Annotated in this window: 20 protein-coding genes and 1 pseudogene; 9 read left to right on the top strand and 12 right to left on the bottom strand. The window is 73.3% G+C overall.

Translation table 11 applies throughout. The features are described from left to right. Nucleotides 1-3: 3 nt before the first annotated feature. Together N5I75_RS34685 and N5I75_RS34690 are read right to left on the bottom strand one after the other, a co-directional pair. Nucleotides 4-957, bottom strand: a complete 954-nt coding sequence (locus N5I75_RS34685; RefSeq protein ID WP_476684120.1) for a YihY/virulence factor BrkB family protein — start codon at nt 955-957, stop codon at nt 4-6. 147 nt (nt 958-1,104) lie between these two features. Continuing rightward, nucleotides 1,105-1,278: a hypothetical protein gene (locus N5I75_RS34690; protein ID WP_476684121.1), complete on the bottom strand. Its 174-nt coding sequence runs from the start codon at nt 1,276-1,278 to the stop codon at nt 1,105-1,107. Nucleotides 1,279-1,440: 162 nt separating this feature from the next. Here N5I75_RS34690 and N5I75_RS34695 point away from each other — a divergent pair, with 162 nt between their 5' ends. From N5I75_RS34695 to N5I75_RS34710, 4 genes and pseudogenes are all read left to right on the top strand, one after another. Further along, nucleotides 1,441-1,599, top strand: coding sequence for a hypothetical protein (locus N5I75_RS34695; RefSeq protein WP_476684122.1), 159 nt, complete (start codon nt 1,441-1,443; stop codon nt 1,597-1,599). A 244-nt stretch (nt 1,600-1,843) separates the two neighbouring features. Continuing rightward, a pseudogene (locus N5I75_RS34700) lies at nt 1,844-2,430 on the top strand (FAD-binding oxidoreductase); the annotation flags it as partial. Nucleotides 2,431-2,511: 81 nt separating this feature from the next. Then, the gene (locus N5I75_RS34705) at nt 2,512-4,284 is read left to right on the top strand and encodes a glycoside hydrolase family 15 protein (protein WP_476684123.1); all 1,773 of its coding nucleotides are present in this window, start codon (nt 2,512-2,514) and stop codon (nt 4,282-4,284) included. Between the two features lie 21 nt (nt 4,285-4,305). Beyond that, nucleotides 4,306-5,307: an SDR family oxidoreductase gene (locus N5I75_RS34710; protein WP_476684124.1), complete on the top strand. Its 1,002-nt coding sequence runs from the start codon at nt 4,306-4,308 to the stop codon at nt 5,305-5,307. Nucleotides 5,308-5,376: 69 nt separating this feature from the next. Here the strand turns inward: N5I75_RS34710 and N5I75_RS34715 are convergent, their stop codons facing one another. Then, nucleotides 5,377-5,691, bottom strand: a complete 315-nt coding sequence (locus tag N5I75_RS34715; protein ID WP_476684125.1) for a hypothetical protein — start codon at nt 5,689-5,691, stop codon at nt 5,377-5,379. A gap of 25 nt (nt 5,692-5,716) precedes the next feature. Between N5I75_RS34715 and N5I75_RS34720 the strand changes: the two genes are divergently transcribed. Beyond that, entirely contained in the window at nt 5,717-6,175 is a 459-nt protein-coding gene (locus N5I75_RS34720) for an ANTAR domain-containing protein (RefSeq protein ID WP_476684126.1), read from the top strand. A gap of 186 nt (nt 6,176-6,361) precedes the next feature. Here the strand turns inward: N5I75_RS34720 and N5I75_RS34725 are convergent, their stop codons facing one another. Together N5I75_RS34725 and N5I75_RS34730 are read right to left on the bottom strand one after the other, a co-directional pair. Then, on the bottom strand, nt 6,362-6,871 hold the full coding sequence (locus N5I75_RS34725; protein ID WP_476684127.1) for a hypothetical protein: 510 nt from the start codon (nt 6,869-6,871) through the stop codon (nt 6,362-6,364). A gap of 70 nt (nt 6,872-6,941) precedes the next feature. Continuing rightward, nucleotides 6,942-7,967 (bottom strand): YdcF family protein, encoded by a 1,026-nt coding sequence (locus N5I75_RS34730; RefSeq protein ID WP_476684128.1) that lies wholly within the window; start codon nt 7,965-7,967, stop codon nt 6,942-6,944. A 149-nt stretch (nt 7,968-8,116) separates the two neighbouring features. Here N5I75_RS34730 and N5I75_RS34735 point away from each other — a divergent pair, with 149 nt between their 5' ends. Continuing rightward, nucleotides 8,117-8,926, top strand: a complete 810-nt coding sequence (locus tag N5I75_RS34735; RefSeq protein ID WP_476684129.1) for a thioesterase family protein — start codon at nt 8,117-8,119, stop codon at nt 8,924-8,926. A 9-nt stretch (nt 8,927-8,935) separates the two neighbouring features. Here N5I75_RS34735 and N5I75_RS34740 read toward each other — a convergent pair whose 3' ends face one another. Further along, nucleotides 8,936-9,481, bottom strand: coding sequence for a DoxX family protein (locus tag N5I75_RS34740; RefSeq protein ID WP_476684130.1), 546 nt, complete (start codon nt 9,479-9,481; stop codon nt 8,936-8,938). A gap of 248 nt (nt 9,482-9,729) precedes the next feature. Between N5I75_RS34740 and N5I75_RS34745 the strand changes: the two genes are divergently transcribed. Further along, nucleotides 9,730-9,942: a hypothetical protein gene (locus N5I75_RS34745; protein WP_476684131.1), complete on the top strand. Its 213-nt coding sequence runs from the start codon at nt 9,730-9,732 to the stop codon at nt 9,940-9,942. A 13-nt stretch (nt 9,943-9,955) separates the two neighbouring features. Here N5I75_RS34745 and N5I75_RS34750 read toward each other — a convergent pair whose 3' ends face one another. Next, nucleotides 9,956-10,519: an EF-hand domain-containing protein gene (locus N5I75_RS34750; RefSeq protein WP_476684132.1), complete on the bottom strand. Its 564-nt coding sequence runs from the start codon at nt 10,517-10,519 to the stop codon at nt 9,956-9,958. Nucleotides 10,520-10,736: 217 nt separating this feature from the next. Here N5I75_RS34750 and N5I75_RS34755 point away from each other — a divergent pair, with 217 nt between their 5' ends. Continuing rightward, the gene (locus N5I75_RS34755; RefSeq protein ID WP_476684133.1) at nt 10,737-11,594 is read left to right on the top strand and encodes an ATP-dependent DNA ligase; all 858 of its coding nucleotides are present in this window, start codon (nt 10,737-10,739) and stop codon (nt 11,592-11,594) included. 113 nt (nt 11,595-11,707) lie between these two features. Here the strand turns inward: N5I75_RS34755 and N5I75_RS34760 are convergent, their stop codons facing one another. From N5I75_RS34760 to N5I75_RS34775, 4 genes are all read right to left on the bottom strand, one after another. Then, a complete protein-coding gene (locus tag N5I75_RS34760) occupies nt 11,708-13,411 on the bottom strand; it encodes a glycoside hydrolase family 13 protein (protein ID WP_476684134.1) in 1,704 nt (567 codons plus the stop codon). A gap of 61 nt (nt 13,412-13,472) precedes the next feature. Then, nucleotides 13,473-14,321, bottom strand: a complete 849-nt coding sequence (locus tag N5I75_RS34765) for a carbohydrate ABC transporter permease (protein ID WP_476684135.1) — start codon at nt 14,319-14,321, stop codon at nt 13,473-13,475. Next, a complete protein-coding gene (locus N5I75_RS34770; RefSeq protein ID WP_476684136.1) occupies nt 14,318-15,289 on the bottom strand; it encodes a carbohydrate ABC transporter permease in 972 nt (323 codons plus the stop codon). The genes N5I75_RS34765 and N5I75_RS34770 overlap by 4 nt, the downstream gene beginning before the upstream one ends. Continuing rightward, nucleotides 15,286-16,614 carry an extracellular solute-binding protein gene (locus N5I75_RS34775; RefSeq protein WP_476684137.1) on the bottom strand — a complete coding sequence of 443 codons (1,329 nt, stop codon included), beginning with the start codon at nt 16,612-16,614 and terminating at the stop codon, nt 15,286-15,288. The genes N5I75_RS34770 and N5I75_RS34775 overlap by 4 nt, the downstream gene beginning before the upstream one ends. Nucleotides 16,615-16,790: 176 nt before the next feature. Between N5I75_RS34775 and N5I75_RS34780 the strand changes: the two genes are divergently transcribed. Next, on the top strand, nt 16,791-17,819 hold the full coding sequence (locus N5I75_RS34780) for a LacI family DNA-binding transcriptional regulator (protein WP_476684138.1): 1,029 nt from the start codon (nt 16,791-16,793) through the stop codon (nt 17,817-17,819). Here N5I75_RS34780 and N5I75_RS34785 read toward each other — a convergent pair. Beyond that, nucleotides 17,816-18,652, bottom strand: a complete 837-nt coding sequence (locus N5I75_RS34785; protein ID WP_476684139.1) for a prephenate dehydratase — start codon at nt 18,650-18,652, stop codon at nt 17,816-17,818. The two genes, N5I75_RS34780 and N5I75_RS34785, sit on opposite strands and share 4 nt — an antisense overlap. Between the last annotated feature and the right edge of the window lie 112 nt (nt 18,653-18,764).

The following is an 18,764-nucleotide window of genomic DNA, read 5'->3' on the forward strand; positions in this document are numbered from 1 at the left end:
GCCTCACACGCCCGGGTCGGGCTCCGCGGGGCCCGGCCGCAGGGCGCGGACCGCCTCCAGCTGGGCCGCGAACGACAGGCCGAGGAAGAGCGCGATGGACGTGAGATAGGCCCACAGGAGCAGGGACATGAACGCGCTGAGCGGCCCGTAGACGGTGTCGAAGGAACCGCTGAGCGAGAGGTACAGGCTCAGCGCCCACGTCAGCAGCGACCACAGCACCAGATACACGGCCGCGCCGAACGCCAGCCACGTGTAACCCGGTTGGCGGCGACGCGGCGAGCGCCGGAAGATCGCGCTCGCCGAGAGCAGCGCGAGGAGCAGGCCGAGGGGCCAGCGCAGGGTGTTCCAGGCCGCGCGGGCGCCGTCACCGAGGTCGTAGACGGACACGGCCGCCGCCCCCAGGTCACCGCCGGCCACCATCATGACGAAGCCGAGGCCCAGGGGGAGTCCGGCGCTGAGCGCCATGACGAGGCCGCGCGCGTACTTCCGCAGGAAGGGCCGGTCGCGCTCATTGCCGTAGATGCGGTTCGCGCCGCGCTCGACCTGGCACATGGCCGTCGTGATGTTGGACAGCGAGAACGCGAGGGCGAACCAGAGCGCCACCTGCGTGCCGCCTCCCGCGGTGCGACGGCTCCTGGCGAGCGCGTCGTCGACGACCTCCGCGCTCGGCCCGGCCGCGATGCGGTGGATGGTCTGCTCCGCGAACCGTCCGACGCTCTCGGTATGCAGCGTCGTCGACAGACCGACGAAGACGATGGCGAGCGGGATCAGTGAGAGCACCGTCTGCAGCGCCAGCGCACGGGCGTGGCTGAACCCGTCCGCGTAACGGAACCGCACGAACGCGTCCCGCAGCAACTGACGGCCGCCGTAGCGGCGCAGCGCCTCGAACGCCTCGTCGCCGGAGAGTTCGTCGCCCCGCATGTCGCGGGTCTCGGGGACCTTGGTCGCCGTACCCATCGCTCCCCCTCGTCACTCACCCGCCCGGCTGTGTTCCGCGCACTTCCCTGCCCCCGATCAGGGCGCGCAATCGGGAGCGGCGCCCCCGGGCCGGGCGGTACCCGGTCCGGGGGCGCCGACGTCACAGCGCTGCGAGTGCCCGGGGGCTCAGCGGTAGCCGTCCTCGCGGCCGTCCTCGGGGAGCAGCGGCTGCGTGTCGTCCTCGCGGCGCCTGTCGCGCTCCTGGTCGCGGCGGTCGCGCCCCGGCTCCTGACGGCCCCGCTCGTCCTGGGGGTCGAACGGGTCGTAGGTCGGGTCCTCGATGTTGCTGCGGTCGGCCATGTCGGCTCCTTCGTCTGTGCGAGTGGATGGGTGCGGGTGTTTCCGTGTTGGTGGAACACGACCCACGGTGAGCCGGTCGTCGGCCCCGCGCACGTCGGGGGCGGCGCCGACCACTCGACTGGGCGCATGTGTCGTCGGCCCGGCCCCGGGCATCCGGTGTCCGTGGACAGGTGGACGGACGGCTCGGTACCCGCGGCGCTGGCGGCGGGTGCGCGCGCCCCCGACTTCGTGCCCCTGTGGGCGCAGGCCCTGATCGTGGTGGTGGCCTTCACCGTCGTCGGCCTGGCCTGGCACCGCCGGAACCGGCGCAACAGACGCTGACGGACTCGGCCCCGCGCGCCGCGACAGCGCTCCCGCGCGGTGCGAGGCTGGGTTTCCGCCCCGCGGACCACGGGCGGACCGTGGTCACGGCCGACATGTCGAGCGTCCAGGAAGGCGGCCCGTTCCATGCCCAGCTCCACCTCCGTGCCCGCCCCCGCCGTGGACGTCCCGACACTGGAGGCGGCGCTCCGGGCAGAGGCGGACGGCGAGGTCCGGTTCGACGCGGGCAGCCGCGGCGCCCACGCCGGACGACCAGGACGTGAAGCGGCTCGCGGCGCGGTTCCGGACCTTCGCCGAGCAACTGGTCCACCACGCCCCGACGACTGGCAGCCGCCGCGCCTCGCCCGGCAGGGGACCGTCCAGACCCCCTGCCACCAGCACGCCGTCATGAAGTCCGACGCCGACCGCGAAATCATGCGCCGCGCCCACCTCGACGCCGACGTCCTCGACGAGGGCTGCTGCGGCCTGGCGGGCGACTTCGGCTTCGAACGCGACCACCACGACGTCTCCATGACCGTCGCCGAGCAAGGCGTCCTGCCCGCCGTGCGCGCCGCCGCTCCCGGCGCCCGCGTCCTCGCCGACGGCTTCAGCTGCCGCACCCAGATCGAGGACGGCGCCACCGGCCGTCGCGCCCTGCACCTGGCCGAGGCGCTGGCCCTGGCCCTGGCCCACCCCGGCTTGCCCAGCGACTCCCCGGAACGCCTGGCGCGGCGCCCCGCGCCCCCGTCCCGTACCGCCCTGGTGGCCCCGACCGCGACCGCCGCAGCGCTGACGGCGACGGCGGCCACGGTGACGGTCCGAGCGGTCCGGCGCGCCACGCACCGCCGATGACACCCGCCCCGAGCGGGCCGCCCCTTCTGCACACGACACCCCCCACACCGGGGCCCCGCCCCATCCCAGGAGGCCGAACTCGTGACCCGCACCCCCTCCACCCCCTTCCCGCCCCACGCGCTGCACGATTACGCGCTGCTCGCCGACGGTGAGCGGGGCGCGCTGGTCGGGCCGGACGGGGCGCTGAACTGGTTGTGCGCGCCCGCCTGGCACGACGACGCCGTGTTCGCCTCGCTCATCGGCGGCGGAGGCGTCTACGCCGTGACCCCGCACGAGCGCTGGGTGCCCGGCGGGTACTACGAGGCGGGCACCCTGATCTGGCGGAACCGGTGGATCACCACGAGCGGAGTCGTCGAGTGCCGCGACGCCCTCGCCTTCCCCGGTGACGAGCGGCGCCTGGTCCTGCTCCGGCAGCTGTACGCGGTCGAGGGCACCGCCCACCTGCGCGTCGTCCTGGACCCGCGCGCCGACTACGGCCGCGCCCCGCTCGCCGACACCCACCGCGACGACGGGGACGTCTGGCACCTGCGGACCGGCCGCCACCGGCTGCGCTGGCAGGGCGCCCCCACCGCGAGCGCCGGTGCCGACGGCCTCGTCGCCGACCTCGTGCTGCGGCCCGGCGAGCGCCGCGACCTCGTACTCGAATGCTCCGACCGGCCGCTCCCCGACGAACTGCCCCGCGCCGAACGGGAATGGGCCCGGACCGAGCGGGCCTGGCACGACGCACAACCCGAGCTGACCCACACCATCGCGGGCGCCGACGCGCAACGCGCCTACACCCTGCTGCGCGGCCTGACCACACGCGGCGGCGGCATGGTCGCCGCGGCCACCACCAGCCTGCCCGAACGCGCGGAGGCGGGCCGCAACTACGACTACCGCTACGTCTGGATCCGCGACCAGAGCTACGCGGGCCAGGCCGCGGCCGCCGCCGGCGCCCACGACCTGCTCGACGCGGCCGTGCGCTTCACCGGGCAGCGGCTGCTCGCCGACGGCGCGCGCCTCACGCCCGCCTACACGATCCACGGCGACCCGATCCCCGGCCAGGAAGAACTCGACCTGCCCGGCTACCCCGGCGGCCACAGCCGCATCGGCAACCACGTACGCCAACAGTTCCAGCTCGACTGCTTCGGCGAGGCGCTGCTCCTGTTCGCCGCCGCCCAGCGCCTCGACCGGCTCGACTCCGAGGGCTGGAAGGCCGCCGACGCCGCCGTGCGGGCGATCGGCGAACGGTGGCGGGAGCCCGACGCGGGGATCTGGGAGCTGGACACCCGCGTGTGGACGCACAGCCGCCTCGTCTGCGTCGCCGGACTGCGTGCCCTGGCCCGCGCCGCTCCCCGCCACCCGCTCGCCGACACCTGCACCGCGCTCGCCGACACCGTCCTGGCCGCCACCGAGGCCACCTCCGTGCACCCCGACGGGCACTGGCAGCGCGCGCCGGACGATCCCGCCGTCGACGCCGCCCTGCTCCTCCCGGCTGTCCGCGGCGCCCGGCCCGCCGACGACCCCCGCACGCGCGCCACGCTCGCCGTCTGCCGCGAACAGCTCGCCGAGGACCACTTCATGTACCGGTTCCGCCACGACGACCGGCCCCTCGGCGACGCCGAGGGCGCGTTCCTGCTGTGCGGGTTCGTCATGGCGCTCGCCGAGCACCAGCAGGGCAACGCGGTCGACGCGCACCGCTGGTTCGAACGCAACCGCGGCGCGTGCGGCGCCTCAGGGCTGTACGCGGAGGAGTTCGACATCGCCCAGCGCCAACTGCGCGGCAACCTGCCGCAGGCCTTCGTGCACGCCCTCCTCCTGGAGACCACCGCCACGCTCGCGAAGGCCCCCGAGACCCACTCCGCAGACCACTGAGCCAAGGAGCTGACCCGAGCCATGTCCCAGACCGTCCTCATCACCGGTGCGAGCGCCGGGATCGGCCGCGCCACCGCCCGCGCGTTCGCGCGGCGCGGCGCGAACATCGTCCTGATCGCCCGCGGCAAGGCCGGACTCGACTCGGCCGCCGAGGACGTCGAGTCGCTCGGCGGCAGGCCCCTCGTCCAGGTCGCCGACGTCTCCGACGCGGCGCAGGTCGAGGCCGCCGCCGACGCCGCCGAGCAGACGTTCGGGCCCATCGACGTATGGGTCAACTGCGCCTTCAGCACCGTCTTCGCGCCGTTCGACGAGGTCACCGCCGAGGAGTTCGACCGGGCGACCCGGGTGACGTACCTGGGCTTCGTCAACGGCACCCGCACCGCCCTCCACCGGATGCTGCCCCGTGATCGCGGCACGATCGTGCAGGTCGGCTCCGCGCTCGGGGAGCGGTCCGTGCCGCTGCAGTCGGCGTACTGCGGCGCCAAGCACGCCATCAACGGCTTCACGTCGTCGCTGCGCACCGAACTGCTGCACCGCAGGAGCAACGTGCACATCACCATCGCGCAGATGCCCGCCCTCAACACCCCGCAGTTCTCCTGGGTCTCCTCCAAGCTGCCCCAGCATCCGCAGCCCGTCGCCCCCATCTACCAGCCGGAGGTCGCGGCCCGCGCGGTCGTGCACGCGGCGGACCATCCGCGCCGCAAGCAGTACTACGTCGGCGCCAGCACGGTGGCGACCCTGTGGGGCAACCGCCTGGTCCCCGCGCTGCTCGACCGCTATCTCGCGCGTACCGGCATCGACTCCCAGCAGACCGACCAGCTCCCGCCGACCGGCAGGAGCAACCTCTTCGAACCGGTCGACCGCACCGAGGACGGCCTGCACGGCGCCCACGGCGTCTTCGACGACCGGTCCCACGGCCGCTCTTGGCAGGCCGCCGTCTCCCGCCACCCGGTCGCGGGCCTGTCGGCGCTCGCGTCCGTCGCCGCCGCCACGGCCTGGGCCGGCCGGCGCGCCCGACGCTGACCAGGACGTGTGCCGAAACCGTTCCCCGCAGTCGCCGCCGGCGCCAGAATGGTGGCAGAGTCACGCGGTTCACCCGGGAACCGCGCTCGGCCGCGCCTCGCGGGGGACGACATCATGGAGCAGCCGGAGCGGGACGAGCGCCTGGCCCGCGCCGTGCTGGAACTGACGGCCACGGCGACGGACGAGTTCCACCTCGTCGACCTCCTGCGCGTACTGACCGAGTACGTGGTGGAGCTGCTCGGCGTCCCCGCGTCCGGGGCGGTCCTCGTCGACGACCGGGGGCGCCTCGTGCCCGTCGCGGCCACCACGGGCGCCTCGCACCGGCTGGGCGCGACCGAGGCCGAGTTCGACGAAGGGCCGGGCCGCGACTGCTGCGCCGGGCACGCGGCCGTCGGTCCGGTGGACCTGGGTGCGCGCACCGGCGCCGAACGCTGGCCGCTTCACCGCGGCCGCCCGCGCCGCCGGGTTCGGCGCGGTGGCCGCCCTGCCGATGCGGCTGCGCAAGGAGGCCGTCGGCGCGGTCAGCGTGTTCGACACCGGGCCCGGCCGGCTGCACCCGGCGGACCTGCGCGTGGCCCAGATTCTCGCCGACGCCACCACCATCGGGATCGTGCACCGCCGCTTCCGCCGCGAACTGGCCGACAGGGCCGACCGTTTGCGGACCGACCTCACCCGCCGCATCGCCGTCGAACAGGCCACGGGAGCGGTCGCGGCCCACCTCGGCATCGGCCCGGACGCCGCCCTCCTCCGCCTGCGCGCCCACGCCCGTGCCCGGCACATGACGCTGCCGGAACTGTGCGCGCGGATCGTGGCGGAGCGGGTGGACGCGGACCTGCCGGCTCTGCCCGGCGAACCGTACGAAGACTGAGACGGGGAGTGACTCGGGGGACCGACGGGTGAGTCGGCCGGCTCCGCCGACACGGGGATACGGGGCGGCGGAGCCGGCTGCCGCCCGGAAGCGGCCTCCGTATGGTGCCGCGTGGGATGAGCGCCCCACCAGGGCGCTTCGGCGGATCCGGGGGCGCACGGCGCGTGTCCCTCCAAGCCCGTCCTTTCAAGCCCGCCGGTGCTTGGCCCCGTAGAACGCGGAGCGTGCCGCCCGGATGCGGGCGCTCTGCCGGTCGGTGTCCCGGGCCCGCGCGAGAGCCTCCCGCAAGGCCCCGGGGTCGGCCAGATGCCCGCTGCCGTCCGGGGCGGTGCGCCACAGGAGGGCGTGGCGCTGCACGCCGGTCAGGGCATCGGCGTTCGGTGACGGGACGGCGATGCTCTCACCGGTGGACAGGACGGACGAGGAGCGCGGTTGCGGCGGCCAGCCGTCGGCGTCGTCGGGGTGGGCGAGGAGGTAGAAGACGGGGCGCGGCTCGATGTGCTGCTCCAGGACCGGCACCTTCTCGGCGAGGCCGCCGAGCTCCCACAGCACGGTCAGGCCGAGCGGCTGGGTCAGCCGCAGCGCGTCGAAACGGCGTCCGGTGGGGATCCGGGCCACATGCGGGGGCCGGTCCCACTGCCGCTGAACTTCCGCAGGGTCAGGGTGGCAGGACGCCAACCACGTCTCGCCGTCCATGCGTTGACCGTACGCCGCAAAGTCGTGCGCGTCAGCCGGACCGCATTACCGGCGGTCTCAGGACCAGGTCTCAGACGCGCCCCGACGGCGACCAGCCCAGCCACCAGATCACCAGGCCGCCCAGGACGAGCAGCAGAAAGATCGCGGCGTTGGTCCTGCGGTAGGTGAGCAGGAGCGCGACGAACTCGCGGATCATGGCGCTCGGCCAGAAGTACGAGGCGGTGCGGGCGCCGATGACATGGCCGCGCACGCCGGTGCGACGGGCGGTCACCGCGGCGCGGAACACGTGGTAGTTGTTCGTGACGATCACGCACCGGTAGTCCGGCTTGGCCTGCTGCATCAGGGCCTTGCTGAACCGCAGGTTCTCCTCGGTGGTGGTCGAGCGGTCCTCGCGCTGGACCAGGTCCTCCGGGACGCCGCGCGCGATCAGGTAGTCGGCCATCGCGTGGGACTCGGGCAGCTTCTCGTCCGGGCCCTGCCCGCCGGAGGCGAGCAGGACGGGCCGCCTTCCCCGCCGCGACAGCCTGGCGTGCTCCTCGCGGGCCCGGTCGAGGCGGCTCGCGAGCAGCGGCGGCACGGTGTCGCCGCCGATCAGACCGGAGCCGAGGACCACCACGTAGTCCGCCTTGCGCCGGATGCGCACCCTTTCGTAGAGCTGCGCGTAGAGGAGGAAGCAGGCGAAGAGGAAGACGACGAGTCCCGTCAGCACGACGGCGGTCGCCGCCGCCACCAGGAGCGTGCGGGTGTGCAGGACCAGGGCGGTGACCAGGAGACCGAGCAGCGCGACCAGGGCGAGACCCGCGCCGAGGGACAGCAGGTTGCCCGGGCTCCTGCCCTCCTTGCGCACCATGGTGACGCCATTGGCGAGCAGGAACCACGCAAGGGCGACGACCCCGAGCGCCGCGAGCACCAGCAGGGCTATGGCGACATCACTGCCCAACTGCGGCCTCTTTGCGGCCAGTCGCAGGAACAGCGCGGTCGCCGCGAAGACGATCGCGAGCCCGAGGAAGACGGCGTTGCTGACCCGGCGCCGTTCACGCAGCACTCCGAAACAGAACACGAGGAAACACACGAGCGCCGGGACGTAGGCCAACATGCCGCCATGCTACTGACGTGCGGGAAGCCCCGGTCGCGGCCCCTCGCCGAGGTGCCGGGTGCGAACAGTGCGCAGCGGCCTGGTCCGCCGTGCCGGACGACCGTTCGGTTACGTTGATCATCTCGCACCGGCCGGAAGGAACACGCCCGTTGAGCACCGACAGTATCGCCGGCACCGACAGCTACTACGAGCCGATCGACGCCCACCGCTACAAGCCGACCGCGCACGCGAGCGGCGCCTGGGACCCCGGCGAGCAGCACTTCAGCCCGCTCGGCGGCCTTGTCGTGCACGCCATCGACCGCCACCTGGCCGCGCGTCCCGGGCCCAGCGGCCTGGTCCTGGCGCGGATCAGCTTCGACATCCTCGGGCGGCTCGGCCTGGAGGAGTGCGAGATACGGGTGGAGACGGTCCGGCCCGGCCGCACCATCGAACTGCTCGAGGCCGTCGTCGTCATCGCGGGCCGGGCCGTGGTGCGCGCCCGCGCCTGGCTGCTCGCGCCGGGCGACACCGCCCGGGTCGCGGGCGGCGGCCCGGCGCCGCTCACGCCGCCCGAGGGACTCGCGTCCTGGGCGCTGGACGAGGAGTGGCCGGGCGGGTACATCGCCTCGGTCGACGTCCGCCCGGTCGGGCCGCCGCGCCCCGGCCGCACGACCGCCTGGGTGTCCACGCCGCTGAACCTGGTCGCCGGGCAGCCGAGCAGCGCGCTCGCGTCCTACGTGGCCCTGGTCGACACCGCGAACGGCATCGCCGTACGGGAGTCACCCGCGGAGTGGATGTTCCCGAACGTCGATCTCACGGTGCATCTGCACCGGCAGCCGGAGGGCCGCTGGACGGGTCTGGACACCACGGTGACGTTCGGCCCGGCCGGACACGGGGTGACCAGCACCGTTCTGCACGACGTACGCGGCCCGGTCGGCCACGCCGAGCAGATCCTCACCGTCCGCCCGCAGCAGGCGTGACGCCGCGCCCTACTTGCGGATGAGCAGGACGAGCGCCGCCATCACAAGCGCGAGCAGCACGGCGGCGACGCCGTAGCGCAGCCGGTGCGCGCGCAGGCCGGGCAGGAAGCGGTCCACGGCGATCCGGCCGGGACCGGTGAGGGCGAGCCCGGCGGCCCCGGCGGCGAGGAGCAGCTCGTACTCGACGCCGGCGGGCGCGAAGAAGCCGCCGCCCCACTTGACGGCCAGCGCGTTGATCATGGTGCCGAGCACGGCCGCGCCCGCGAGCGGCGTCAGGATGCCGAGGACGAGCCCGAGCCCGCCGAGGGTCTCACTGAGCCCGGCGACGACCGCCATGGCCTTGCCCGAGGGGTAGCCGCTCTGCTCGAAGAACTGGCCGGTGCCCTTGATGCCGCCGCCCCCGAACCAGCCGAAGAGCTTCTGCGTGCCGTGCGCGGCGACGGTCAGGCCGAGCGCGAGGCGCAGGACGAGGAGGCCGATGTCGTAGGCGTGGGGGGACGCGCTCTCGGGGGTGGTGTCCGGGGCGGACGGGCGGGTCGTCAGGACGGAGGTCATGTGGGGGTCCTTCCGGCGGGTCGGCTGCTGCCTCGTATGACGTACAACTTGAACTTTCAAGATCGTGGACGAGCCTAGCCGATGCGTGAAAGTTAAACAACGCGGCGGGGGAGGCGCGGCACGACTGACGCGCCCGCTCCGGGGCACATGGACGACATGAAGCTGCTGATCATCGTCATCCTCGTCGTCCTGGCCGTGGCCTGGTTCATGAACTCGCGGAAGGGGCGGTGACCGGCGACCCTGGAACCATGACGAGTGCCCCGATCATCGTGCACCCGCCGTCGCGCACGGGCGGCCGGCGGGTGACGGCGCGCGGCCGGATCCTCGGCCTCGCGCACTCGGACGACGACGTCGTGGAGTTCCTGCGGCGCGCCGGGCTCACCGACGCCGAGTCGCTCCTCGACGACCCGGCGTGGGTGAAATGGCGCGGCGGACGCGCCCACGACTACGAAGCGGCGTGAGCGGCGCGCTTTCTCAGGAGGTCACCGGCGGCTGTCCGAAGAGCCAGTTGCCCGGCGCCTTCGGATCGTCGCTGGTGAAGTACTCGACCACGGCCTGCTTCAGCTCGTCCTTGGAGATCACACCGTTGCCGTCCCTGTCGATCCGGCGGAAGCTCTCCTCGATCTCCGCGTGCGCGAGGCGCGGCGTCTGCCCCAGAACGAAGGCCCGGTACGCCGCCGGGGCGATCTCTCCTGTGCCCTTGATGTCCGCGAGGCTCAGCACCGACCGCAGGATGGATTCGCAGACCTCGTCCGCGAGCGCCGCGTCGGCTAAGAGGGCCTGGACCGAATCGACGAAGACGCGACGGGAGAGCCTGCCCTCGGCGTCCGTGTTGTGCCGGTGCGCCTGCTGCCAGGCGTTGCGGTAGGCGTCCACCATCGCCTCGGTCTGGGCCGGCTCGGGCGTCCGGTGCAGCTCCTTCGCCGAGCGCTGTCCCATGAGGACGTGGTCCGCCTCGGTCAGGACGCCGTCCCCGTCGGTGTCGAGCAGGTCGAAGGCGTGCTCCACCTTGGCCGTCAGGAAGTCGTGGGCAGGCATGCGGGGTCCTCTCGTCGGTGCCGGGACGCCTTCGCGGCGTGCGGGCGAGGCGCCTCATGCTGCAGGCCGTGGCGTCCGGCGAGCCGCCCTTGCCCGGCGGATCACCCGACCCGGTGACGCGGCGGGTGCCCGCGTCGACCCGCGCGTCAGCCGGGCCTGACGAACGAACGGCCTAGCCGGGACTGCGGTTTCCGCTCCGTTCGGCAAGCCTTGACGTGTGGAGTTTCCTGTCGCTGTCGCGCTCGCCGAGTCCGTGCCCACGCTGCCCACCGGAGCCGACTGGTGGTACGAGCCCAAGTTCGACGGCCAGCGGCTCGTCATGCACCGCACCGAGGAGGGGGTGAAGTGCCACGCCCGTACCGGGCGCACCGTCACCACCGCGTGGATGGACCTCGTCGCCGCGGCGCAGGGCGCGCTGCGCCCCGGGACCGTCCTCGACGGCGAAGCCGTCGTCTGGATCGACGGCCGCCTCGACCTCGCCGCCGCGGAGGCCCGCGGGAACGCGACGCCCCGCCGGGCGTCCGCGCTCGCGGCGGAGTACCCCGCGTACTACGCCGTCTGGGACTGCCTCGCCGTGGACGGCGTGGACCTGCGCGAACGTCCCTACCGGGAGCGGCGCGCGGCGCTGCTCGACGTCCTGGCCGACGCGAAGCCGCCGATCCGGCCGGTGCCCGCGACGGACGACGCGGAGGTGGCCCGGGTCTGGTTCGAGCAGCTCCAGGCGCAGGGCGTCGAGGGGGTCGTCGCCAAGCGCGCGGAGTCGCCCTACCGGCCGGACCGGGTCTGGCGGACGGCCCGGCACAGCGAGACGGTGGACGCGGAGGTCGTCGGCTACGTCGGCCCGGCCGTCCAGCCGCTGCGGGTCGTCGTCCGTCTCCCGGACGGCCGGCACCTGCTGTCCCAGACGGTCATCGCCCAGGTGGCCGCCGACATGGCCCGCCACATCACGCACGCGGGCCCCGGCCGCCGCGCCCGCACGGACGACGGCGAGACGTACACGACGACGGGGCGCGGCTTGGTGGTGGAGGTGGTCGCGGGCACGACGCGACATGCGACGGTCACGCGTGTGCGGTGACGTCCCCTGGGGCGCCGGACCCGCAGGCGCTGCAGACCCGTCAAGTCCGCCAGCCGCAGGCCCTGCGTTCGCGGCCCCTCCGCCCCGGCGCAAACCGTGCGGCTCGCGGGTTGTCAGGCCGGGCGCATGCGCTCAGGGGCGTTCGCCGCGCGCAGCCACACCGTCGTCCACGGCGGCAGCAGGCCGTCCCGCACGGGGCCGGAGGCCAGCAGGACCTTGCCCGCCGGGAGCGGCGCCGGGGCGTCCGACAGGTTGCTGACGGTGTGCCAGCCGTCTGCGCGGGCGAAGTGCAGCAGGCCGTGTTCTGTCTCGCGGGGTGTGCTCAGCCACGTCAGGTCCTCGTCCCGGACGAGCGAACGGCGCAGGCGCAGGGCCGCGCGGTACAGCTCCAGGACCGAGCCCTCGTCACCGCGCTGGACCTCGGCCGCGTACCGGCCCCAGTCCGCGGGCTGCGGCAGCCAGGAGCCGCCGGGGCCGAAGCCGAAGCTCGGGCCCCCGGCGGTCCAGGGCAGCGGCACCCGGCACCCGTCACGGCCCTTGACGAGCCCGGCGCTCCGCACCCACATCGGATCGCGCAGATCCTCGCGGGCCAGGTCGGCGACCTCGGGAAGGCCCAGCTCCTCGCCCTGGTACACGTAGGCGGAGCCGGGCAGCGCCAGCATCAGGAGGGCGGCGGCACGGGCCTTGCGCAGACCTGATTCAACGTCGGGCGCGGGGCTCTGCCCGTCGGTGAGCAGCCATGCCTCGATGTCCGGCTTGGCGGCTCCGTCGGGCAGGGCGTAGCGCGACGGGTGGCGCACCACGTCGTGGTTGGAGAGCACCCAGGTGCTGGTGGTGCCCGCGGCGCGGGCGTCGGCGAGCCCGGCGGTGACGGTGCCGCGCAGCTCGGCGGCGTTCAGGCGCGCGTAGAGGAAGTCGAAGTTGAACGCCTGGCCGAGCCCGTCCGGCGAGGCGTACGCGGCGCGCCGTGACGCCCGGACCCAGGCTTCCGCGACGGCGAAGCGCGGCGGGTCGTACGCGTCGAAGACCTTCCGCCAGCCCCGGTAGATCTCGTGCACGGCGTCCCGGTCCCACAGGGGGTGGCTGCCGTCGTCGGGCAGGGTGCCGGGCTGGTAGTCGGCTCCGTCGCCGAGGTCGCGCAGCGGTTCGCTCAGGTCCTTGGCGAGGCCGTGGGCGACGTCGATGCGGAAGCCCGCGACACCCCGGTCCGACCAGAAGCGCAGCGTCTCGTGGAAGTCCGCGCGCACCTCGGGGTGGTCCCAGTCGAAGTCGGGCTGCTCGGGCGCGTACAGGTGGAGGTACCACTGTCCGTCGGGGACCCGGGTCCATGCGGGCCCGCCGAAGCTGGACGGCCAGTCGGTGGGCGGCAGTTCTCCGTGCTCGCCCTTGCCGTCGCGGAAGACGTAGCGCTCGCGCGCGGCGGACCCGGGCCCGGCCGCGAGCGCCTCCTGGAACCAGCGGTGCCGGTCCGAGGAGTGGTTCGGCACGATGTCGACCATGATCTTCAGCCCGAGCCGGCCGGCCTCGGCGACCATCGCGTCGAAGTCGGCGAGCGTGCCGAGCCGCGGGTCGACGTTCCGGTGGTCGGCGACGTCGTAGCCGCCGTCCGCCAGCTCGGAGGGGTAGAACGGGCTGAGCCAGACGGCGTCCACGCCGAGGTCAGCGAGGTGGGGGAGGCGGGAGGTGAGACCGGCGATGTCGCCGATGCCGTCGCCGTCGGAGTCGGCGAAACTGCGCGGGTAGACCTGGTAGACGACGGCCTGCCGCCACCAGTCCGCCTCGTTCGACGGTCCGGCGGGGGCGTGGTGCTGGGTCATGCGGGGCCTTTCGGAACGTGCGAGCTTGCAAAGCGTGCGAGAGGACGTACAGGGGCGGGCGTCAGCCCTTCACCGCCCCCGTGGTCATGCCGGACACGATCGACCGGCGGAAGATCAGCACCAGGACCGCGATCGGCACGGTGGCGACCATCGCGCCCGCGAAGATCACCCCGTACGGCACCTGGTACTGGCTGGTGAACAGGGCGATCCCGACGGGCACGGTGCGCCGGTCGTCGGCGCCGTTGAAGGTGAGGGCGAGCAGGAACTCGGACCAGGTGGCCGTGAAGGAGAAGACCCCGGCGGTGAACAGTCCGGGCCGGGCCAGCGGCAGGATGACGGTCAGCGCGGTGCGCAGCGGCCCCGCCCCGTCGACGGTCGCCGCCTCCTCCAGTTCGCGCGGGATGCCGCTGAGGTAGTTGCGGAGGATCCAGATCGCGAAGGGCAGGTTGAGCGCCACGTACGGGATGACGAGGCCGGGGTAGCTGTTGAGCAGTCCCGCCTGGCGTTCCATCAGGAACAGCGGGACGAGCATCGCGATCGGCGGGAACACCGACAGCATGAGCAGCACCGTCATGATGGCCCCGCGCCCGCGCAGGGGCAGCCGGGCGAGCGCGTACCCGGCGAGGAACGCCAGGGACAGGATGAGGACGGTCGACGCGGAAGCCACGACGACACTGTTCAGGAAGTAGCGGCCGATGCCGTTGCGGTGGAAGGCGATGTCGTAGTTGTCGAGCGTGGGCTCGTTGGGGATGAACGAGGGCGGCGTCGCGCTGATCTCGCCCGGCCCCTTGAGCGACGCGGAGACCATCCAGAGCAGCGGCAGTGTCGTACAGACGACGATGAGCAGTCCGCCCAGATTGACGGGATTGACGTACCTGCGGACACCGGTGCGGGGGATGCGGCGGCTCATGCCTGGCCTCCTTCGTCGACCTGGGTGCGGAAGACGCGCAGCGACAGCAGGCAGCAGCCCATGACGATGGCGGCGGTGAGGACGGCGACGGCGGCGCCGCCGCCGAAGTCGAGGTTCTGGAACAGGATGCGGTAGCCGAGGATCGCCACCGACTGCGTCGCCGTTCCCGGCCCGCCCTGTGTCAGGACGAACGGCAGGTCGAAGATGCCGAACGCCTGGAGGATGCGGAAGAGCACCGCGATGGCGACGATGGGCCGCAACTGCGGCAGCGTCACCTTCCAGAACGTCGTCCAGGCGGACGCGCCGTCGATCTCGGCGGCCTCGTAGACGTCGCCCGGGATCAGCATGAGCCCCGCGAGGACGACGATCGCGACGAACGGTGTCGTCTTCCACACGTCGACGGCCACCATCGCCGCCATCGCGGGCGCCGGCTCGCCGAGGATGTCCGGCTGGCCGCCGAAGAGTTGCCCGCACAGCCAGCTGACCGCGCCGTACGTGCTGTTGAAGAGGTACGACCACAGCTGCGCGGCCACGACGTTGATCAGCGCCCACGGCAGCAGGAGCAGCGCGAGGATCCAGCCGCGGGCGGCGCCGAGCCGCTCCAGGACGAGCGCGACGACCGTGCCGAGGACGAGTTCCAGGGAGACGGAGACGATCGTGAAGCCCAGTGTGAAGGCGAGTGCCTGGTACCACTCGGGGCTGGTCAGCAGCGCCTCGTAGTGCGCGAGCGTGGGCGAGCCGAGGCGCAGGCCGCCGTAGTCGAGCTTGACCTCGCAGAAGGAGAGGAGCAGCGAGAAGAGGACGGGGAAGACCGTCACGGCCGCCACGACCAGGAGCGCCGGGGAGGCGAACAGCCAGCCGGTGCGGCGGCGCGGCGAAGCGCCCTTCTTCTTCGTGGCGCGCGGTGGATCGGCTCTCGGGGACGGATCGGGGGCGAGCCGGGTCTCCACCCTCGGTGCCGGGTTCACTGGGCCTTCCCTTCCAGCGCCTTGCGCAGCCCTTCGCGCGCGGCACGTACTCCGGCGGCGGGGGAGAGGTCGCCCCCGACGACGCCGTTCACGGGTGTGTAGAGCGCCTTGCTGACCTGCGGGTAGTACGGGGTCTGCACGGGCCGGTCGACGAGGGTGAGATCAGCGGCGCGCAGCACGGTCGGGTCGGCCGCCGCGCGCGCCTCCTCGCTCCGCAGCGCCGAAGTCAGCGCGGGCACGACGCCCGCCTCCCGGGCGAGGAGGCGCTGCACCTCGTCCCCGGCGCAGAACGTCGCGAACTCCATGGCCGCGCCCAGCTCCTGCGAACTGGGGTTCACGAAGTTGCTCCAGCCGCCCGCGCAGGAGATCCCGGAGCGGCCGGTGCCCTCGAACCCGGGCCGCGGCGTGACCCCGACCTTCCCGGCGACGCCGGAGACCTTCGGGGTGTTCGCGTTGACCCAGGCGTAGGACCAGTTGCGCAGAAAGAGTCCGCGCCCTCCGACGAACGCGTCCTGCGCGTCGGACTCCTCGTACGTCGTCACACTGCGCGGCGTGACCCCGCTGGACGTGAACTTCGCCATCAGGGAGAACGCCCGCTCGGCCGCGTCGCCGCCGAGCACCGCCCGCCCGGTGCCGTCGAGGACCGGCGCGCCCGCGTCCGCGAGGAACTCCGCGACGTTGGCGGTCAGCGCCTCGGTCACCGCGGCCTGCCAGAGGAACCCGGCGGAGACGTCCCCGGCGCGCTGCACCGTGCGCGAGGTGTGCAGCAGCTCCTCCCAGCTCCTCGGCACCCGCAGACCGTGCTTGGCCAGGAGGTCCTTGCGGTAGAAGAGGTAGGTGCTGTCCGTGAAGAACGGCACCGCGTAGACCTTGCCCTCGTACGTGGTACTGCGCCGCAGCGCCGCCGGATAGGCGTCCCAGAAGTCGCCCGGGAGCAGCGTCTCGACGGGCAGCGCGAGCGAGGCGTGGCCGAACTGCGCGGGCCAGGTCGTGTCGCCGAGGTACACGTCGGGCCGCGAGGAGCCGCCGGCGAGCTGGGTGGCGATGGCGCTGCGGTTGCCGTCGCTGGTGGACAGCGCGTTGATCTTCGTGACGCGGATGCCGGGGTGGCGGCGCTCGAACGCCCGGATGATCAGATCGGCCACGATGGCGCCGCGCCGCGAGGGGATCTCGGAGACCCACCACGTCAGCCGCGCTCCCGGCCTGGGCCGGGCCGCCGCCTGCGTGAGCAGGTCGTCGAGGTTCTTGCCCCCGCAACCGGACAGCAGACCCGCCGCGACGGCGCTCACGCCGCCCGCCAGCAGGGCTCTGCGTTTCAGGGCCATGGCACGCTCCTCACCATTGAGTGCCGCCCGATGACAGCGCTAGCACGGTACGAACGACGTTTTCGCGCTGTCAATGGGGGAGTAGCCGTTTGTTCAGCTCGAACCGGTGCCATGGAGGGCTCCGACGGTGACAGCGCTGTCATACGAAGGCCCGACCCTGTGTTAGCGTCCCGGGCATGGCCGGTGAGAATGGCGCCACGCTCGCGGATGTCGCTGAGCGGGCCGGAGTGTCCCCCTCGACCGTCTCGCGCACGATGCGCGGCCTGTCGACGGTGTCGCCCGCGACCCGCGCACGGGTCGAACAGGCGGCGCGCGAGCTGTCGTTCTCGATCTCGCGCAGCGCCTCCAGCCTGGTCACCGGGCGCACCGGCCGGGTCGCCGTCCTCGTGCCGAACCTGGAGTCCTGGTTCCTCGGCGCCACGCTCGCCGGCATGGCCCCCGCCCTCGCCGAGGCGGGCATGGACATGCTGGTCTACAGCGTCACCACGCCCGAGGAGCGCGCCCACTTCTTCGACCGCCTGCCCGCGCGCCGCAACGCCGACGCGCTGCTCGTCGTCAGCTTCGCGCTCTCCCCGGCGGAGCGGGAGCGCCTCGACGACCTCGGCCTGCCGCTGGTCTTCGTCAGCCAGCACGAGGAGCACCGGGCCAGTGTGTACGTGGACGACGCCGAGGCCGCCCTGCGCGGCACCCGGCACCTGCTCCACCTCGGCCACCGGCGCATCGCCTACCTGGAGCCCGCGGACCCCTCCGGTTTCGCCTGGAGCAGCAGGGCGCGCCTCGACGGCTACCGCGCCGCGCTGGCGGAGGCGGGCGTCGAGCACGACGAGGAACTCGTGCGGCAGGTCGCCGACTGGCAGGGGCCGGTCCTCGACGCCGCGGTGGGGCGGCTGCTGAGCCTCCCGCACCCGCCCACCGCGATCTTCGCCGAGACGGACGACATCGCCTTCCGGCTGCTGACCGTGTTGCGCGGGGCCAATGTCCCGGTGCCCGGCCGGGTCTCGGTCCTCGGCTTCGACGACCATGCGATGGCCGGCGCCTGGGACCTGTCCACGATGGCGCAGCCCGTACGCCAACTGGGCCGTGCCGCGGCCGAGTTGGCCCATGCGGTCATCCAGGAGCCGGACGGCAACATGGAGCGCCACGTGGTGCTGCCGGTGGAACTCATCCCGCGCGGCAGCACCGGCCCCGCGCCGGGGACCGCTTAGCGGCCCAGACGGTGCGGGTGCGCCGGGTACACGCCGAGGATGCGCACCTCGGAGGAGAAGAAGCGCAGCTCCTGGAGGGCGAGGGCGACGCGCTCCTCGTCCGGGTGACCCTCGACCTCGACGTAGAAGCAGCTCGGATTGAGCCCCGCGCCCATCTGGTAGCTCTCGATCTTCGTGAGGTTCACCGCGTTGCTGGCGAAGCCGCCGAGCGCCTTGTACAGGGCGCTGGGGATGTTCCGCACGGCGAAGAAGAGGCTCGTCATGGTCGGGCCCGCGTCGAGCGGCGCGAAGGCGGCGTCCCGGGAGAGGACCACGAAGCGGGTGGTGTTGTCCGGGTCGTCCTCGACCCCGCCGCGCAGCACGTCCAGCCCGTAGTGCGCGGCGGCGGCGGGCGGGGCGAGCGCCGCGTGGCGCGGGTCGCCCAGCTCGGCCACCTCACGGGCGGCCCCGGCGGTGTCGTCGCTGACGAGGGTGCGCCAGCCGCCCTCGCGAAGGATCTTGCGGCACTGGCCGAGCGCGTGCACGTGGCTGCGCACGCACTCCACCTGGTCGAGAGCGGCCCCGGGGGCGCCCACCAGGTCGAAGTGGATCGCGAGGAAGTACTCGCCGATGACGAACAGGCCCGACTCGGGCAGGAGGTGGTGGACGTCGGCGACGCGGCCCGCCGCGGAGTTGTCCACCGGGATGACCGCCAGGTCGGCGGCGCCGAGCGTCACGGCGTCGAGGGCCTGCTCGAAGTTGGAGCAGGGCAGCTCGGCGCTGCCGGGGAACAGCGCTTGGGTGGCGGCCGCCGAGTTGGAGCCGAATTCGCCCTGGTAAGCGACGGTCGTCACTGTCAGACACCTCTCAGCCGGGGACCGGCCTCTTCGGGTAGTGCTCTGGTCTCCGCGTGTGCGGTCCACGCGCGGTCCGTGTGCGGTTCGTGCACGGTGAAAGGGCCACCGT

The organism is Streptomyces sp. R818, from assembly GCF_056172735.1.

Coding starts and splice junctions, on each gene's coding strand:
- N5I75_RS34710 (WP_476684124.1), top strand. CDS start 4,306: ATGTCCCAGACCGTCCTCATCACCGGTGCGAGCGCCGGGATCGGCCGC.
- N5I75_RS34740 (WP_476684130.1), bottom strand. CDS start 9,481: ATGACCTCCGTCCTGACGACCCGCCCGTCCGCCCCGGACACCACCCCC.
- N5I75_RS34750 (WP_476684132.1), bottom strand. CDS start 10,519: ATGCCTGCCCACGACTTCCTGACGGCCAAGGTGGAGCACGCCTTCGAC.
- N5I75_RS34690 (WP_476684121.1), bottom strand. CDS start 1,278: ATGGCCGACCGCAGCAACATCGAGGACCCGACCTACGACCCGTTCGAC.
- N5I75_RS34725 (WP_476684127.1), bottom strand. CDS start 6,871: ATGGACGGCGAGACGTGGTTGGCGTCCTGCCACCCTGACCCTGCGGAA.
- N5I75_RS34780 (WP_476684138.1), top strand. CDS start 16,791: ATGGCCGGTGAGAATGGCGCCACGCTCGCGGATGTCGCTGAGCGGGCC.
- N5I75_RS34775 (WP_476684137.1), bottom strand. CDS start 16,614: ATGGCCCTGAAACGCAGAGCCCTGCTGGCGGGCGGCGTGAGCGCCGTC.
- N5I75_RS34760 (WP_476684134.1), bottom strand. CDS start 13,411: ATGACCCAGCACCACGCCCCCGCCGGACCGTCGAACGAGGCGGACTGG.
- N5I75_RS34745 (WP_476684131.1), top strand. CDS start 9,730: ATGACGAGTGCCCCGATCATCGTGCACCCGCCGTCGCGCACGGGCGGC.
- N5I75_RS34685 (WP_476684120.1), bottom strand. CDS start 957: ATGGGTACGGCGACCAAGGTCCCCGAGACCCGCGACATGCGGGGCGAC.
- N5I75_RS34730 (WP_476684128.1), bottom strand. CDS start 7,967: ATGTTGGCCTACGTCCCGGCGCTCGTGTGTTTCCTCGTGTTCTGTTTC.
- N5I75_RS34765 (WP_476684135.1), bottom strand. CDS start 14,321: ATGAGCCGCCGCATCCCCCGCACCGGTGTCCGCAGGTACGTCAATCCC.